Source organism: Actinoplanes sp. NPDC026623, from assembly GCF_040638275.1.
In the GTDB taxonomy this organism is placed as follows: Bacteria; Actinomycetota; Actinomycetes; order Mycobacteriales; family Micromonosporaceae; genus Actinoplanes.
The window spans coordinates 49,817-63,347 of the sequence record NZ_JBEZXZ010000028.1 but is presented as its reverse complement, the minus strand read 5'-3'; the positions used below and the strand labels follow the sequence as shown (position 1 = coordinate 63,347).

General features: G+C 66.4%; 16 protein-coding genes. 9 read left to right on the top strand and 7 right to left on the bottom strand.

Annotated elements, in window-relative coordinates; all coding sequences use genetic code 11:
• Nucleotides 1-771: 771 nt before the first annotated feature.
• Both AB0F10_RS11790 and AB0F10_RS11785 read right to left on the bottom strand, forming a co-directional pair.
• Nucleotides 772-2,235 (bottom strand): sulfatase, encoded by a 1,464-nt coding sequence (locus AB0F10_RS11790; protein ID WP_360622756.1) that lies wholly within the window; start codon nucleotides 2,233-2,235, stop codon nucleotides 772-774.
• A gap of 143 nt (nucleotides 2,236-2,378) precedes the next feature.
• On the bottom strand, nucleotides 2,379-2,870 hold the full coding sequence (locus AB0F10_RS11785; RefSeq protein ID WP_360622750.1) for a MarR family winged helix-turn-helix transcriptional regulator: 492 nt from the start codon (nucleotides 2,868-2,870) through the stop codon (nucleotides 2,379-2,381).
• An 81-nt stretch (nucleotides 2,871-2,951) separates the two neighbouring features.
• Between AB0F10_RS11785 and AB0F10_RS11780 the strand changes: the two genes are divergently transcribed.
• The gene (locus AB0F10_RS11780; RefSeq protein ID WP_360622748.1) at nucleotides 2,952-4,049 is read left to right on the top strand and encodes an FAD-dependent oxidoreductase; all 1,098 of its coding nucleotides are present in this window, start codon (nucleotides 2,952-2,954) and stop codon (nucleotides 4,047-4,049) included.
• A gap of 14 nt (nucleotides 4,050-4,063) precedes the next feature.
• Complete coding sequence (locus tag AB0F10_RS11775; protein ID WP_360622746.1) at nucleotides 4,064-4,342, top strand: GNAT family N-acetyltransferase; 279 nt, start codon at nucleotides 4,064-4,066, stop codon at nucleotides 4,340-4,342.
• A 157-nt stretch (nucleotides 4,343-4,499) separates the two neighbouring features.
• Here AB0F10_RS11775 and AB0F10_RS11770 read toward each other — a convergent pair whose 3' ends face one another.
• A complete protein-coding gene (locus AB0F10_RS11770; RefSeq protein ID WP_360622744.1) occupies nucleotides 4,500-5,285 on the bottom strand; it encodes an SDR family NAD(P)-dependent oxidoreductase in 786 nt (261 codons plus the stop codon).
• Nucleotides 5,286-5,846: 561 nt separating this feature from the next.
• Here AB0F10_RS11770 and AB0F10_RS11765 point away from each other — a divergent pair.
• Nucleotides 5,847-5,975, top strand: coding sequence for a hypothetical protein (locus AB0F10_RS11765; RefSeq protein ID WP_360622742.1), 129 nt, complete (start codon nucleotides 5,847-5,849; stop codon nucleotides 5,973-5,975).
• 338 nt (nucleotides 5,976-6,313) lie between these two features.
• Here the strand turns inward: AB0F10_RS11765 and AB0F10_RS11760 are convergent, their stop codons facing one another.
• Both AB0F10_RS11760 and AB0F10_RS11755 read right to left on the bottom strand, forming a co-directional pair.
• On the bottom strand, nucleotides 6,314-6,832 hold the full coding sequence (locus AB0F10_RS11760; protein ID WP_360622740.1) for a nucleotidyltransferase domain-containing protein: 519 nt from the start codon (nucleotides 6,830-6,832) through the stop codon (nucleotides 6,314-6,316).
• Between the two features lie 174 nt (nucleotides 6,833-7,006).
• Nucleotides 7,007-7,312 (bottom strand): hypothetical protein, encoded by a 306-nt coding sequence (locus AB0F10_RS11755; RefSeq protein ID WP_360622738.1) that lies wholly within the window; start codon nucleotides 7,310-7,312, stop codon nucleotides 7,007-7,009.
• A 307-nt stretch (nucleotides 7,313-7,619) separates the two neighbouring features.
• On the opposite strand from AB0F10_RS11755, the gene AB0F10_RS11750 reads away from it, so the two are divergent.
• The 3 genes from AB0F10_RS11750 (at nucleotide 7,620) to AB0F10_RS11740 (ending at nucleotide 9,035) form a co-directional block, all read left to right on the top strand.
• Nucleotides 7,620-8,051: a hypothetical protein gene (locus AB0F10_RS11750; protein WP_360622736.1), complete on the top strand. Its 432-nt coding sequence runs from the start codon at nucleotides 7,620-7,622 to the stop codon at nucleotides 8,049-8,051.
• A gap of 153 nt (nucleotides 8,052-8,204) precedes the next feature.
• Nucleotides 8,205-8,546 (top strand): metalloregulator ArsR/SmtB family transcription factor, encoded by a 342-nt coding sequence (locus AB0F10_RS11745; protein ID WP_360622734.1) that lies wholly within the window; start codon nucleotides 8,205-8,207, stop codon nucleotides 8,544-8,546.
• Nucleotides 8,547-8,549: 3 nt separating this feature from the next.
• Nucleotides 8,550-9,035, top strand: coding sequence for an SRPBCC domain-containing protein (locus AB0F10_RS11740; RefSeq protein ID WP_360622732.1), 486 nt, complete (start codon nucleotides 8,550-8,552; stop codon nucleotides 9,033-9,035).
• A gap of 212 nt (nucleotides 9,036-9,247) precedes the next feature.
• Here AB0F10_RS11740 and AB0F10_RS11735 read toward each other — a convergent pair whose 3' ends face one another.
• Nucleotides 9,248-9,550: a glyoxalase superfamily protein gene (locus tag AB0F10_RS11735; protein ID WP_360622754.1), complete on the bottom strand. Its 303-nt coding sequence runs from the start codon at nucleotides 9,548-9,550 to the stop codon at nucleotides 9,248-9,250.
• Nucleotides 9,551-9,983: 433 nt separating this feature from the next.
• A complete protein-coding gene (locus tag AB0F10_RS11730) occupies nucleotides 9,984-10,643 on the bottom strand; it encodes an MSMEG_1061 family FMN-dependent PPOX-type flavoprotein (protein WP_360622729.1) in 660 nt (219 codons plus the stop codon).
• A 137-nt stretch (nucleotides 10,644-10,780) separates the two neighbouring features.
• On the opposite strand from AB0F10_RS11730, the gene AB0F10_RS11725 reads away from it, so the two are divergent.
• Genes AB0F10_RS11725 through AB0F10_RS11715 form a run of 3 tightly spaced genes read left to right on the top strand, consistent with a single transcriptional unit; the run spans nucleotide 10,781 to nucleotide 13,444 of the window.
• A complete protein-coding gene (locus AB0F10_RS11725; protein ID WP_360622727.1) occupies nucleotides 10,781-11,407 on the top strand; it encodes an XRE family transcriptional regulator in 627 nt (208 codons plus the stop codon).
• A complete protein-coding gene (locus tag AB0F10_RS11720; protein WP_360622725.1) occupies nucleotides 11,400-12,830 on the top strand; it encodes an aminotransferase class V-fold PLP-dependent enzyme in 1,431 nt (476 codons plus the stop codon). The genes AB0F10_RS11725 and AB0F10_RS11720 overlap by 8 nt, the downstream gene beginning before the upstream one ends.
• Nucleotides 12,827-13,444, top strand: a complete 618-nt coding sequence (locus AB0F10_RS11715; RefSeq protein WP_360622723.1) for an HAD family phosphatase — start codon at nucleotides 12,827-12,829, stop codon at nucleotides 13,442-13,444. Before AB0F10_RS11720 ends, AB0F10_RS11715 begins: the two co-directional genes overlap by 4 nt.
• Nucleotides 13,445-13,531: the final 87 nt, after the last annotated feature.

Below are 13,531 nucleotides of genomic sequence, written 5' to 3'. Positions count from 1 at the left end.
GAGTTGCAATTGATCCACCGTAACCCCCGCCCCGATCGGCGGTTCCCCCACCACCGCCCTGGCGACTGCGGCAATAGCTATTGCCCGGCGGCCCCGTCTCCGGCGAGCCCGATCGCGCACGGAGGCAAGGCCGTCACACTCTGTGTAACCCATGCCCGCCCGCGACGCACAGAAATGCCGAGATGAGTGCGTCGCACGAAGCGGCCGAGTCGAGTGCTTTTCGAAGGCCTGCCTCATGTCCCACTGTGCATCTGGTTCGACGACCGCCTCCAGGAAGCTTGCTTCTACCTTGACCGCAAAGCTCTGGCACTCATCCCGATGACTCGGTCAAATGGTGAGCAGTTCCCACAGGCAAGCGACCATTTTCTTTATGCCAGGTGTGCTTGTATCCTTGCCGGCCATATGTAGCTATCGGGCTTCAGTCGGCTGAGAACCTTCTGTATGTAGCCCATGAGGTCTACGAGACGATGACTGGGCGCCAGTTGAGGCCACGGAGATCTTTCCCGCTTGAGTGGATGTCCAACAGTCAGGGACGGGTTTGAGAAGGAGATTGCCCGCGCTTACACGCGATCGAGCGCGCTCGCCAGTAGGCGGACAGCTGGTCACACCATGTCAGTCCGAGCGGGTCGGGCAGACGCACGCTCGTGCCGAGATGGGTGCACCTGATCAAGCCGAAAGCCAGGGTCCGCTTCTCCCCGGCCGGCTGCGGAGGTCTGGACCGCCAAGCGGTCCAGACCTCTGTGCTGTTCGTGAGAATTCGCCGTGCTGGTATCAGCTGACGTGTCCGGCGGTCCAGCAGGAGGTATTCGTGTGGCAGTTCTTCAAGGCGTCGAGGTCTGAGTGCAGGACTGCCGTGCGGGATGCCGGGAGACTGGCGTACGTGTTTCGCAGCTGGTATGCGTCCGTGGTGCGATCGTAGTATTCGCGTTCGCCGTTATCGTATTCGACATAGGTGTACGTCGCTGTGCGAAGTGCTTCGTAGGTGGTCGGCATGCCGTTGCGGGCGTCTTGGACGTCGGGGTCGTCGGGGCCGGCACCCGGGCCGTGGTGCTCAATGAGTGAGCCGGTCCGCCACGGGGCAGTCTGCCCGCCGGTGACCAGTGTCAGCAGAGAGCGGCCGTCGACGTCACCGGCGACCGCAGCGCCGCCGACGCGCTCGAACGTGGGGGCCAGATCGATGTTCTGCACGATCTGCGGGCGGCTGATGCCACCGGGCACGTCCGGGCCGGTGATCACCAGTGGCACGACCACGTCATGGTCGAACGCCGTCTGCTTGCCCTCGACCAGGCGATGGTCGCCCATGTGGAAGCCGTTGTCGGAGCTGAATACGACGTACGTGTTGTCGGCGACCCCGGAGTCGGCGAGTTGCTGACGCAGTCCGGCGATCATGCGATCGACGGCCTGTACGGCTTGTGCTCGCTTCCGGTAGTCGGTGTTGATCTTCTGAATCTCGGCAGCGGTCAGCGGTCCGTTGCCTGCCAGCCAGGTCGGCGCGTTCGCCGGCAAGGTGTCCCAGGCGGGGGTGTGCGGGGCGGTCAGGCCGGGAAACTTGTCGAGGTCCTGACGAGCTGGAGTGAATGGGCCGTGCGGTGCGAACGTCGAGATCTCCACCAGGAACGGCTTGTGCGCCGCGGCCGCGCGCTGAATGAACGACTTGCCCTTGGCGCTCACGACGTCGGTGAGGTAGTCGGCGTCAGTGTTTCCGTAGTGCACGAGCGTGCCGTTCTCGTTCAGGTTGTAGTTGTATTCGCCATAGGCGTTGCCGGCGCCGTACCACTCCGTCCAGCCCGGCGGCGTGTAGAGATCTTTGGGGAGGTACCCATTGAGGTACTTGCCCAGGAACGCGGTGGAATAGCCCTGGGCCTGCAGGGCGGTGGCGAAGGTCTGCGACTCGTTGCCACGGTTACGGAAGACCGCGAAGCCGCCGTCGGGACTCTCGTTGGTGAAGACCCCGGTGTCGTGCGGGAACTTCCCGGTGAAGATCGACGAGCGGGACGGGCAGCACAGCGAGTCGGTGACGGTGTAGTTGGTGAACGTCGTGCCGTCGGTCTGCAGCCGCTGTACGTTCGGCATGTGCTGCACCAGGTTCCACGCCAGATCGTCGACCAGGACGAACACAATGTTCGGCGGAGTCGCGGCGGCCGCCGCGGGCGCTGTCGACGCGCCGGCGGAGGCGACGAAACCGGCGGCAGCGGCGAGAGCAGCGGTGGCCAGAGTGGCCAGTAGTTTTCGCATGCCATCCACTGTCGCCGATGGGTAGGGTGGATCGGCTGAATGCCCTGTTCGAACTCTGTAAATCTTATAGGCAGGGTAGGTTTTGGCGACGTACCGATACCCGCCGATGTGCCCGTCGGCCCTCTACCCCAGAGCCCACCTTGTCACTTCGTTGCGATACCGCTGGTGGAGGTTCCGTTGTCCGGTTCGATGCGGTCGACCGTCTGGCGGCTCCACGCGTGGATGGCCGCGGCCTGGTCGGGGGTCAGCGCCTCGAAGAAGTAGCGGCGAATGTTGTCGGCGTGGCCCAGGATGGCGTTCTTGGCGGCGCTGCGACCCTTGGCGGTGAGGCTGATCCCGGAGCGGCGGCCGTTGGACTCGTTGTCAGTCCGTTCCACCAGCTCGCGGTTCTCCATCCGAGTCAGCTGGTGCGCGACGCGGCTCTTCTCCCAGTCGAGTGACTCGGCCAGCTCGCCGACGCGCATCGGGCCGTCGGGGGACTGGTGCAGGGTCACGAGCACGCTGAACTCGGCCTTGGAGATCCCGTACCCGCGCTGCAGATCGCGGTCCAGCTCCCGGCTGAGCAAGCGGTGCGCCTGCATCCAGGTGTGCCAGAGCTCCCATTGCTCGGGTTCCAGCGTGCGTGGTCCGGCCATGGTCGAATCATACCGAGGCAGGAGTTGACGAGACAACTAGCCGCGCTACAGTTGTCACGTCAACTCGCTGGGAGGCGCAACATGGAACGTACGGTCGTGGTCGTCGGCGGAGGATACGGCGGAACACTGGTGGCCAAGGAACTGGATACCGCCGCGAACGTGATTCTCATCGATCCCCGGGAGGGCTTCGTCAACGCAGCCGCGTCGCTGCGGGCGCTGACCCGGCCGGGCTGGGCGCCCAACGCGTTCTTCCCGTTCGGAACCCTGCTCGAGCGGGGACGGACAATTCGCGGCCGGGCTGTCTCAGTGGATCCAAAGGGTGTGACGCTCGCGTCGGGTCAGCGGGTCGAGGCGGACTACCTGGTGCTGGCCACCGGCTCCGGCTACTCGTATCCAGCCAAGCCGAAACCGGAAGCCAACGACATCGCCCAGCAGCTGGACGACCTCCGCAAGACCCACGAGGAGCTGTCCGGCGCCGGTCGCGTGCTGGTCCTCGGCGCCGGCCCGGTCGGCCTGGAACTGGCCGGCGAGATCAGGGACGTCTGGCCGGACAAAGACATCATCATCGTTGACCGGGCCGACCAACTACTCCCCGGTTTCCTGCCCGAGGTTCGCGACGGCCTGCACCGTCAGCTGAACGAGCGCGGCATCGACCTACTGCAGGGCACCAGCCTGACCGCACTGCCGCCGGTACCGGCCGGCCAGGCAACCCGCTTCGCGGTCGCCACCGACAAGGGCGAACAGATCGTCGCCGACATCTGGTTCCGCGCGTTCGGCGTCCACATCAACACCGGCTATCTGGCAGACGGATGTCTGACGCCGCTGACCGACCAGGCAATGATCCCGGTCACCGACCACCTGAACGTCCGAGGCTACGGCCACGTCTACGCCATCGGCGACGTAGCCGACCTCCCCGACCCCAAGATGGCGTCCTACGCCATGGAGCACGCTGCGATCGTTGCCAGGAACATCAGGGCACAACTCGCCGACGATCAGCCAGACGCCGTCCACACCCCGACACTCGACCGGCGAATCCTGCTCCCGCTGGGAACACACGCGGGAGTCGGCCAACTCCCCACCCCCAACGGCCCCGCTGCGGCAACCGCAGAGACCGTGCACCGACGCAAGGGCGCCGACCTGTTCACCGCGCGATTCGCCGCCCGCTTCAACCAACCTTGACCATCCGGTCAATCATGGAGGGCCGCCTCTCGAACCCGGCTCGCAACCTGCTGCCCGGCTGCTGGGGGCAGGGTGCCGGGCGGCTGCTGATGGACGCGGGTCTGCGCCGGCTGGCGGAGGCGGGCTTCCGGGAGAACCTCTTGTGGGTGCTGGCGACCAACGATCGAGCACGCCGCTTCTACGAAGCCGGCGGCTGGCGACCGGACGGCGCGACGAAGATGGACGACTCGCGGGGCTTTTCGTTGTTCGAGGTTCGCTATCGGCGGGTAGCCATCGCCATGCGGCATCCCTGACTTTGCGTGCGCGGGCACCTGGCGCAGCCCGTGCGCGTTGGCCACGCACCGCTACATTGTGTAGTCGGCATGCCATGCCGCCCGGCATCCTGAATTGCCGAGATCGATCCGCTCGATCTTGGTGTCGGCGAGGTTGGCCCTGGCGATCGATGTGCGATTACGAGACGTCTTTGTGAAGTGTGTCCGGCGGGCTCAGGTCGATCGGGTTAGGGCCGGTCAGCACGCCGCCCTCTACGGGCAGGGTGTGTCCGGTGATCCAGGCGGCGTCGTCGGATCCGAGGAATGCGACCGCTGCGGCGATGTCCGCTGGCTCGCCGACGCGCCCGAGCGGGTAGATCGAGGTGAGTTTCTCCAGCTCGTCCGGCTGGGAGTCCCAGTTCGGTGTCCGGACGGTGCCGGGAGCGACCACGTTGAAGCGCACGCCGAGCCGACCGTACCGGGCGGCGTAGTTCTGCGACATCGCGATCTGGCCGGCCTTCGCCGCGGCGTACTCCACGTTACCGAAGGCCGCGAGACCGTTTACCGAGCTGATCGTGACGACGTTGCCACGAGTCTTCACCAGGTGCGGGATGGCCGCCTGGATGCAACGGGCGGCGCTGACGAGGGTGAAGTCGAGCTGACGGTGCCAGTCCTCGGCTGAGGTGTCCTCGGGCATTGAGGTGACGATGCAGCCGCCCGCGTTGTTCACCACCAGGTCGAGCCGGCCGAATCGCTCGGCTGCCGCGGCGACCGCGGTGTCCACGTCGGCGCGCGAGGTGACATCGACCTTGATCCCGAGCGCGTGTTCCGCGCCGACCTCCTCGGTCAGTGCTGCGACCGCGTCCTCCCTCAGATCCGTGATGACCACCGCACCGCCCTCGGCGGCGATCCGCCGTACGACGGCCTGCCCGATGCCCTGTGCCGCCGCCGTGACGAGCGCGACCTTGCCGTCGAATCGCCGCATGACGTCTCCTTCAGAATGTGTCACCGGCTCACATGATCCAGCGCCGGCTTGACGCTCATCGAGACACGGCGGGGAGCACGATCAAACCATTGCCACGATATGCCGGGCTGACGGCGGTGGGTCGTGCTCCGGACGGCGAACTCGGTGGCACGATCTACGCGCGATGGCCGGATGGCCGGCCCGCTGTGGTGACACGTTCGTTGAGTTCGTTGGCCGCGGCGAGACGGACCGCCGAGGTGCTCGCGTACGTTCGTGGTCGTGATCTGCCCGTGCCCGACATGATGTTGTCGTCGATCTCGATGACGGCGTGGTGTTTGTCCAGGAGCGGCTTCCCGGCGCGCCGCCCCGGCGTCAGACCGTCGCAGCGGTGGACGCGGTGGTGGAGATCAACGATCCATTCGTCGACGCTCTCGAGGCGCGACCCGATGTGCCGGTGCGGCCGCTTCATCTCACCCCGAGCGGCGATCCGTACCCAGGCACGAGACGCCGCACGGGCACAGCACGCGGAGTCGTCGGGTTCTTCGCGAGATTCGGCGGATCGGTGGCGAAGAGCCACCTGAGATGACCGGCGACGACCTGTTGCACGTCGATCTGACCGCGGCCAATGTGCTCTTCGACGACGGCGGCAATGCCACCGGGGCTGTTGACTGGAATCTTGGCGCGTACCGCTGGATCGACTCTTTGCCCTAGTGAAAACCCGTTTGATCGCGAGTGGTTTGTCCGCTCAGCGGATGCCGATCCCGTCGAGACTGCTGCGGCGAACCACCTCGATGAGATTCTCGCTGACCGGATCGCGCCGGCCACCCTGAGGATGTATTGGGCGCACTGGATGCTGTATCAGCTGCATTGGGTAATCCGATCCGGTCCGAGCCAGGCCGTCGATTGGCATCTGGACATGGCCGAGTCACGACTTTTGTGAGCCTTGGATCAGCGGTTGGCGGCGTCTACGGCGGCCATCCGCGTGCTTTGTCTTGCCGCGAACCGATTGCTACGAAGCGTGACGACCGGCGTGGCAGTCCGAGTCACGATCAGCTGGCCAACCCCCGGAGTATTTCCATGTCGGTGATGTCCTTCTGCCGCCATGGCCGGCCGTTGCGCAGGCTGGGGAACTGCTCCTTCATGGCGAGCATGCCGGAGACGCTCATGGCCAGGACTGGAGTGTCGTCGAGTGTCACGGGCCCCTCGTCGAACGATCCTGGCGGGAACAGCCAGTCGGAGAACCGCCCACGGGGCTGGCTGAAGGATCCGTCCGACTGCCGATCAAAGTAGGCGGTGCTGAACGAGACGTCGTCCCACGCGTACTCGCAAGCTTCCTCCGGCGGTTGAGTCGGCAGAGCCGTGGCACCAGCTTCGACGAGAAGCGCCTTCGAACGCTCGGCATGAACACGTTCGACCCAGAATTCCACGTCGCCGTGCTCACGCGTGATCCGGCCGATCCTCGCATCGAGTCCCCAGCCTCCGAACAGCCATGCCGGGATATCGGCCGGCCGTAGGGCCGCGACGACCTTGCGGATAACACGCAGCTGCCCTGCGGTCTTCTCGTCCATGGTTGCGATCCTGGCACGCTGTGGACCTGGACTCACCACTCGCCGCCCATGCTGTCGCAGTTCGCGGTCGCGATATCGACCAGAATCCGCCTGGCTCGATCCAGGTTCTTTGGACTGAACCCGGAGTGCACGGATTTGCCGCAGATGGTGCGCGGGTGCCGATAGGCGGTCGCCTCAGGAGTCGTTGGCCGCGAACACCCGTCCAACGGTGGCGGCCAGATGGCGGTAGTCCTCCATGAGCGGCCCCACCAATCGTGGGTCGGGTTCGAAGGCATCACGCAAGCCCTTCGCCAGGTCTTCTACTCGCTGGTCCCAGTTCCCGGCGGCCGTCTTGTGCCTACGTTTGAACGACTGCCAGCGTCGCCAGCCGACTTCGATGACATCGGCGGCGGTCTCCGGCCTGACAACAGGAGACCCATCCTTGTGAAGTTGGTCCATCGCATCGCGTGCCGAGGCCCGCGTTGCTGGCTGCATCTCCATGCGCGCGAGAGTATCGCCGAAGCGTCTGCCGCGGGCATGTCTGAAACATCCGGTCAGGCGGCACTTCTGGCCTGGGCAAGGGCGAAAGCTGGGAGGAACTGCGCCGGCAGGCAGAAGCATCGTTGACTCGCCACGACGAGGAGACGGCCGAATCCCCGTCGCAAGATCCCACCCTCAGCCCGTCCGCGGGGGATCCCGACGCCACGACCTATGGCATGTCCATCGACGCTGCCACCGTGGATGCGCAGGGCACCTTGCATGACGGTCACGTTCATCGGATCACCAGGACCGGCGGCGACGTCAGGCCGTGGTGGTCATCGTGCTGGAGCAGCACAGCGGCTACACCGGCCCGTGCACCATGATTGGCATGACTCGCACCGCGACGCTGAACCTCGCGAAGCCCCTGGGTGACCGCGACGTTCTCACGCGAGTCAACGCCGGTTCGCCGGGATGCTTCCAGCGCTGTGTCCCGATGGGCCAGGTCGTACGTCTTCGCCACGATGGGATCACCGACCCGCCGACGGACACGCTGACCCTGCTGGCGCCGGTCGTCATCGGCGGTGGCGAGCGGACATGGCGCCGGCACTTGCTGATCGACTACACCCAGAAGAACCACCTCATCAAGACCTACGCCGAAGTGACGTTCAATGATGTTGACGGCCACGAGCGAACCAACCGCTGGCCACGCGCCACGCGAAGGCGGCTTGACGCCGCCTCAACTCCACCGCCAACCCAGTAGCGACTCCCGAACGGATGCCGGCAACCACAGGAACGGATGTAGACGATTGCCGTCAGCGCCAAAGGCACTGCCATGCCGAAGTGCGGATGCGATAGTCGCGGAGCCGAAAGGCGGCCTTGACAACGCATAACCTATCGGTTGTATGTTTGAGCGGTGACGGACGAGAGCGCCGACCGAGCGGACGCTCTGTTCCACGCGCTCGCTGACCGCACCCGGCGCGACATCCTGCGCCGCGTGCTGGCCGGGGAGCACTCCGTTTCCACGCTCGCGGCGAAGTACGACATGAGCTTCACGGCGGTGCAGAAGCACGTCGCCGTGCTGGAGAAGGCTGGTCTGCTCACCAAGCGACGCAACGGTCGCGAGCAGTTGGCCCGCGGCGACGTGGAGGCGGTGCGATCGGTGGCATCCATGCTCAGCGAGCTGGAAAGGATTTGGCGTGGCCGCATCGCGCGCGTCGACGTTCTCATCGCATCCAACTCCGACCAGGAGGACTGAACCATGCCCGTGACCGACGTCCAGCAGGATCTCGACAATCTCACCCTGACCATCACGGCGGAATTCGCCGCTCCGGTCGAGCGGATCTGGCAGGTCTACGCCGATCCCCGCCAGTTGGAAAAGGTGTGGGGACCGCCGACCTACCCGGCGACGGTGGTCGACCACGACCTCACGCCCGGCGGTCGGGTGACCTACTACATGACCAGCCCCGAGGGCGAGAAGTTTGCCGGATACTGGCTGGTCACCACCGTGGACGAGCCGAGTAGCTTCTCCTTCGACGACGGCTTCGCCGACCTGGACTTCAACCCGAATCCGGGACTGCCGGTCTCGAGCAATGTCTACACCTTCACCGAGCACGACGGCGGCACCCGCGCAACCTACATGGGCAGGTACGAGTCTGCCGAGGCGCTGAAGCAGGTGCTCGACATGGGTGTGGTGGAGGGGACCACGTCGGCGATCAACCAGATTGACGACCTGGTCGCCTCCTGATTTGTAGTGCGGCCAGGGCTGGCGCCCGGGCCGCTCGACGACGATCGAGGCACACGGAGCCGCCGCCGACCGTGCGCGCGCCCGGATGGGGGCTGACCGAGTCCGCAGTGCCGGTTCAAGGCGTCCTCGACTGCCGCGATTCGAGCGCTACCCGGCGTGACGGCCGGTCGACTCGTCAGGCAGGCGGATCTAGCCGATGAGCGCGCGTTCGGCTACTGCCCCACGGACGCTATCAAGGCCGAACGCTGCCTACACGGAGACGGTTTCCATCCGGGTCTTTTCAGGTGGACCTCTCGTCCCCATGGGGTTTCCTCGATCGCGGCTCCGAACTCAGCGGCCACTGCGTCGACATCCCCGACGTGGAGGTACAGAAGTGTGTCGGGCCGGGCATCCTCGCGGTGCTCCGACAAGTAGAGCTGCATCAACCCGCGTAAGACGCACACGAACAGCGGAAAGCCGGGCTCGAAGCGGTGCTCCCACTGCTTGGCGAAGCCGAGCCGCGCGTACCGTACCAGGCCGCGGAGGCTTCAGCATCTGACGTGTGCAGGATGGGCGTGATCTTCTCGTCCATGCAGGCATCCTCGCAGACCGAACACCGTCCCGCGGGATGCTGGGTGCGCGCACATGTGGCCGCGATCCGCGCGTCCAGCGGGCGGTGATGGGCGTCTCTGAGGGCGCTGCGACAGTTGTCGCTAGGCGCAGAGATGTAGTCGTTCACCATCGGTGTGCGAAGACCGCCTGAATCCGCCCGGTCCGGGTGGGGCCGCGGGAGAGCGTCGGACCCAACACGGTGACATTCGGCGATGTCGGTGCCGGGTCGGCAACGGCGTTGAGTTCCATGGCGTCGCGGTCGGGGGCGGTATTCGTCCGGCCATGGCCCGCTTCGTGGGGACGTTGTGATTCGGAGTGCTTGCGCGTCCGGGTGTTCGGCGCAATCGCTTGTGGCCGTTACTCGTATCGGTACTTCAGGGCGTCGGCCTCGGTCTGTTCGATGTCGGCGATCGTCAGGTCCGGTATCCGTAGTTGGGCCAGGGTCACCTCGGCGGAGGTCGGCTGGGCGTCCGCCGGTAGCCATTGCTCGGGCTTCCAGGCGCCGCCGCGCAGGAGTGACTTGGGGCAGTGGGGGTAGACCTCTTCGATTCCCAGTACCAGGGCGCTGGCCGGCGGCTTGCCTACGGCGGTCAGTCGCGACAGCAGGTCTGGGCGGGTGGAGACGCAGGCGCGGCCGTTCATTCTGAGTGTCGTGGTGCGCCCCGGGATGATGAACAGGAGCCCGGCACGTCCGGTGGCGATGATGTTCTGCAGGGTGTCCAGGCGCTTGTTGCCGGTCGCGTCCGGTATCGCCACGGTCCGTGAGTCGAGGACGGCGACGAAGCCGGCGGGGCCGCCGCGCGGGGAGACGTCGCAGTTGCCGTCGGCGTCGACGCTGGCGATCAGGACCAGTGATGCGCAGTCGATCAGCCGCCGGGTCTGTTCGGTGAGTTCGGTCGTCTGTTTGCGCACGGCCGCGTCGCCGGGGAGTTCGTAGGTGCGGCGCAGCGCCTCCTGGTCGGGCACGGCGTCGAGGCGCAGCGAGTCGAAGGCACTGGTGCCGATGGCTGGCGTCATGCCGCCGACCCTAATAGACCACAACCTGGCTGACGACCCGATACTCCAGCGGGGAAGTTCGTCCTGAGCCGACTGCGAATCGCCCGGCAGTAGTTGGGCAACTGCTATAGCGGAAATGAAGCCGCTATAGTGGAACCGTGTCGGACGGTATGGGTTTGCTCTCCAGCGGGTTGTCGATGACGGACCTGGGATTGCGGATACGGGCTCGGCGGCGCGCCCAGGGGCTCGGGTTGGAGCAGTTGGCCGAGCTCAGCGGCGTGAGTCGCAGCATGGTGTCGGAGGTGGAGCGAGGCAGGAAGACGCCGACCGTCCTGGTATTGGACAGGCTCGCGACGGCGCTGGGCACCTCGATCTCCCGCATGTTGGATGAACCTGCGGGCAACGCGCTGGTGTTACTGCGCAACGAGCGACAACGGGTGGTGCGCGACCCCGCCGGGTGGGAGCGGCGCATCCTGTCGCCGGTGCTGCCCGGCGTGGAGTTCGAGTTCATGCGCACCGTGCTGGGACCCGGTGTCGATGCGGGGGAGTTCTCGCCGCACCAGCCGGGCTCGCGTGAGTACGTGGCGGTCGAGGTTGGCTGTCTCCTGCTCGCCATCGATGGCCAGGCATCGGCGTTGGAGGCAGGCGATTCGGTCTACTTCCCGGGCGACTGCCGTCATGGGTTCGCCAACAGCGGAGCTGTCGACTGCGTCTACTACCTGGTGATGGATCTCGGGCATGCCGGGCCGCACGGGGCCGGCCGGCGAGGAGACGTTGATGGATGAGCTGAGACGTGCGAGCCGGCTCGCCGCAGATGTCACGGCCGATTATCTGGGCAGTGTCGATGAACGACCGGTGTGGCAGCCGGTGACGGAGGCCGACCGTACCTGGTTGATGCGTCAGGATCTGCCTTCAGCGGGTCGGCCGTTGTCCGATCTGGTCCACGACATCCGCACCCGCGTCCTGCCGTACCCGATGGGCAACGGTCATCCCCGGTTCTTCGGGTGGGTGAACTCCGCGCCCTCGGTAGCCGGTGTGCTGGTCGCACCGATCGCCGCCGCCCTGAATCCGAGCTGTGCCGGTGGCGACCATGCCGGCGTGCTACTGGAGCACACCGTGCTGAGGTGGCTCGCGGAACTGGTCGGTTTCCCGCACCGTCCGGGCGGAGGGCTGCTGACCAGCGGTGCGTCGATGGCGACCGTGGCCGCCCTGGCTGCCGCCCGCCAGCGCGCCGGGGACCGGGACGGAGTCGACGTCCGTGAGGAAGGGCTCTACGGTCGCCCACCGATGGTCTTGTATGTGTCCGCGGAGGGACACAGTTGTCTGCGCAAGGCGGCCGAGCTACTGGGCCTCGGAGGCCGGCAGGTGCGGGTGGTGCCCGTGGATGACGGGTTCCGCATGGACGTCAAGGCCCTGCGGACGTTGGTGGCCCGTGATGCGGGGGCGGGGTTACGCCCGTTCTGTGTGGCGGCGAGCGCCGGCACCGTCAACACCGGTGCCGTCGACCCGTTGGACGAGATCGCCGACATCGCCGCCGCCCACGGGTTGTGGTTCCACGTCGACGGCGCGTATGGCGCGCTCGCCGCCGTAGCCGGCGACACCGCGGCCGCCGGCTACGCGGGCATGGCGCGGGCCGACTCGCTCGTGCTGGATCCGCACAAATGGCTTGGTGTGCCGGTCGACTGCGGGTGTGTGCTCTGGCGTGACCCGGCGTTGGCCCGGGCCACGTTCAGCTTGGTGCCGCCCTATCTGCGCGACGATCACGACGGCGGGATCGGCTGGTTCTCCGAGTACGGTCCGGAGCAGACCCGCCCGCTGCGGGCCCTCCGGACCTGGGCCACCATGTCCCATCTCGGCAGGAACGGCATCATTCGGCTGGTCGACACGACGATCCGACTCGCGCACACGTTGGCAGCGATGATCAGCGCTGCCCCGGACTTCGAGTTGCTCGCCCCGGTCAGTACCTCGGTCGTCGCGTTCCGGTACCGCCCCGCCGACCGGGACGACCGGCTGGACGATCTCAACCACCGGATTCCCGCGGCCGTCCAGCACCGCGGACGTGCCTTCCTGACAGGCACTCAACTGTCCGGGACCGAGGCCCTTCGCGCCTGCCTGCTCAACCCGGCGACCACCGAAGACGACCTCGTCCTGCTGCTGGACGAGATCCGAGCCGCAGCGACCCTCCGAACCACGGAGATCCGACCATGAGCACCGGGTACCTTGTCGTCGATCTCGGCGGCGTGGTGTGCCACTTCGACCACGCCCGCCGGCTCGACCGGCTCGCCCAGGCGTGCCCCCTGGACACCGAGCAGATCCACGCACTGCTGTGGCTGTCTGGCTTCAGCGCCGACTGCGATCAGGGGCGCTATGGCTCCGCGGCGGTTGTGCGCACCCGGATACGCGCCATCCTCGGTTTTGCGGGCAGTGACGACGACATCGACGACGCATGGTGCAGCGCTTTTCTGCCGAGCCCGGCTGTCATCGATGTCCTCGACACCCACCGCGGGGATCGCTTGCTGGCCTTGTTCACGAACAACGGACCACTGGAGGAACAGGCGCTGAGCCGCCGGTACCCCGACGTGTTCGCCCGTTTCGACCGCCTGTTCTTCAGCTACCGTCTCCGCCGCCGCAAGCCGGACCCGGCCGCCTTCACTGCGGTGGCCGGCCATCTTGGCGCGTCCAGCGAAGAGATCGTCTTCACCGACGACAGCGCGACGAACGTGGCCGCAGCAAGGGAAATCGGATGGCACAGCTTCCCATTTCATGAAGTGGCACAGCTGCGACGAGACCTTGACGAGGCCGCAGAACGCCTGGGCCGGTGAGGTCCAGCTACCCGCCGGGTCATGACCTTCATACCGTGGCTCCTCGGTCCGCCGCCACAACGCGGTGCCCTCCCGCACCGGTCCGGC

Coding starts and splice junctions, on each gene's coding strand:
- AB0F10_RS11790 (WP_360622756.1), bottom strand. CDS start 2,235: ATGCGAAAACTACTGGCCACTCTGGCCACCGCTGCTCTCGCCGCTGCC.
- AB0F10_RS11785 (WP_360622750.1), bottom strand. CDS start 2,870: ATGGCCGGACCACGCACGCTGGAACCCGAGCAATGGGAGCTCTGGCAC.
- AB0F10_RS11780 (WP_360622748.1), top strand. CDS start 2,952: ATGGAACGTACGGTCGTGGTCGTCGGCGGAGGATACGGCGGAACACTG.
- AB0F10_RS11775 (WP_360622746.1), top strand. CDS start 4,064: ATGGAGGGCCGCCTCTCGAACCCGGCTCGCAACCTGCTGCCCGGCTGC.
- AB0F10_RS11770 (WP_360622744.1), bottom strand. CDS start 5,285: ATGCGGCGATTCGACGGCAAGGTCGCGCTCGTCACGGCGGCGGCACAG.
- AB0F10_RS11765 (WP_360622742.1), top strand. CDS start 5,847: ATGACCGGCGACGACCTGTTGCACGTCGATCTGACCGCGGCCAATGTG.
- AB0F10_RS11760 (WP_360622740.1), bottom strand. CDS start 6,832: ATGGACGAGAAGACCGCAGGGCAGCTGCGTGTTATCCGCAAGGTCGTC.
- AB0F10_RS11755 (WP_360622738.1), bottom strand. CDS start 7,312: ATGGAGATGCAGCCAGCAACGCGGGCCTCGGCACGCGATGCGATGGAC.
- AB0F10_RS11740 (WP_360622732.1), top strand. CDS start 8,550: ATGCCCGTGACCGACGTCCAGCAGGATCTCGACAATCTCACCCTGACC.
- AB0F10_RS11730 (WP_360622729.1), bottom strand. CDS start 10,643: ATGACGCCAGCCATCGGCACCAGTGCCTTCGACTCGCTGCGCCTCGAC.
- AB0F10_RS11720 (WP_360622725.1), top strand. CDS start 11,400: ATGGATGAGCTGAGACGTGCGAGCCGGCTCGCCGCAGATGTCACGGCC.
- AB0F10_RS11715 (WP_360622723.1), top strand. CDS start 12,827: ATGAGCACCGGGTACCTTGTCGTCGATCTCGGCGGCGTGGTGTGCCAC.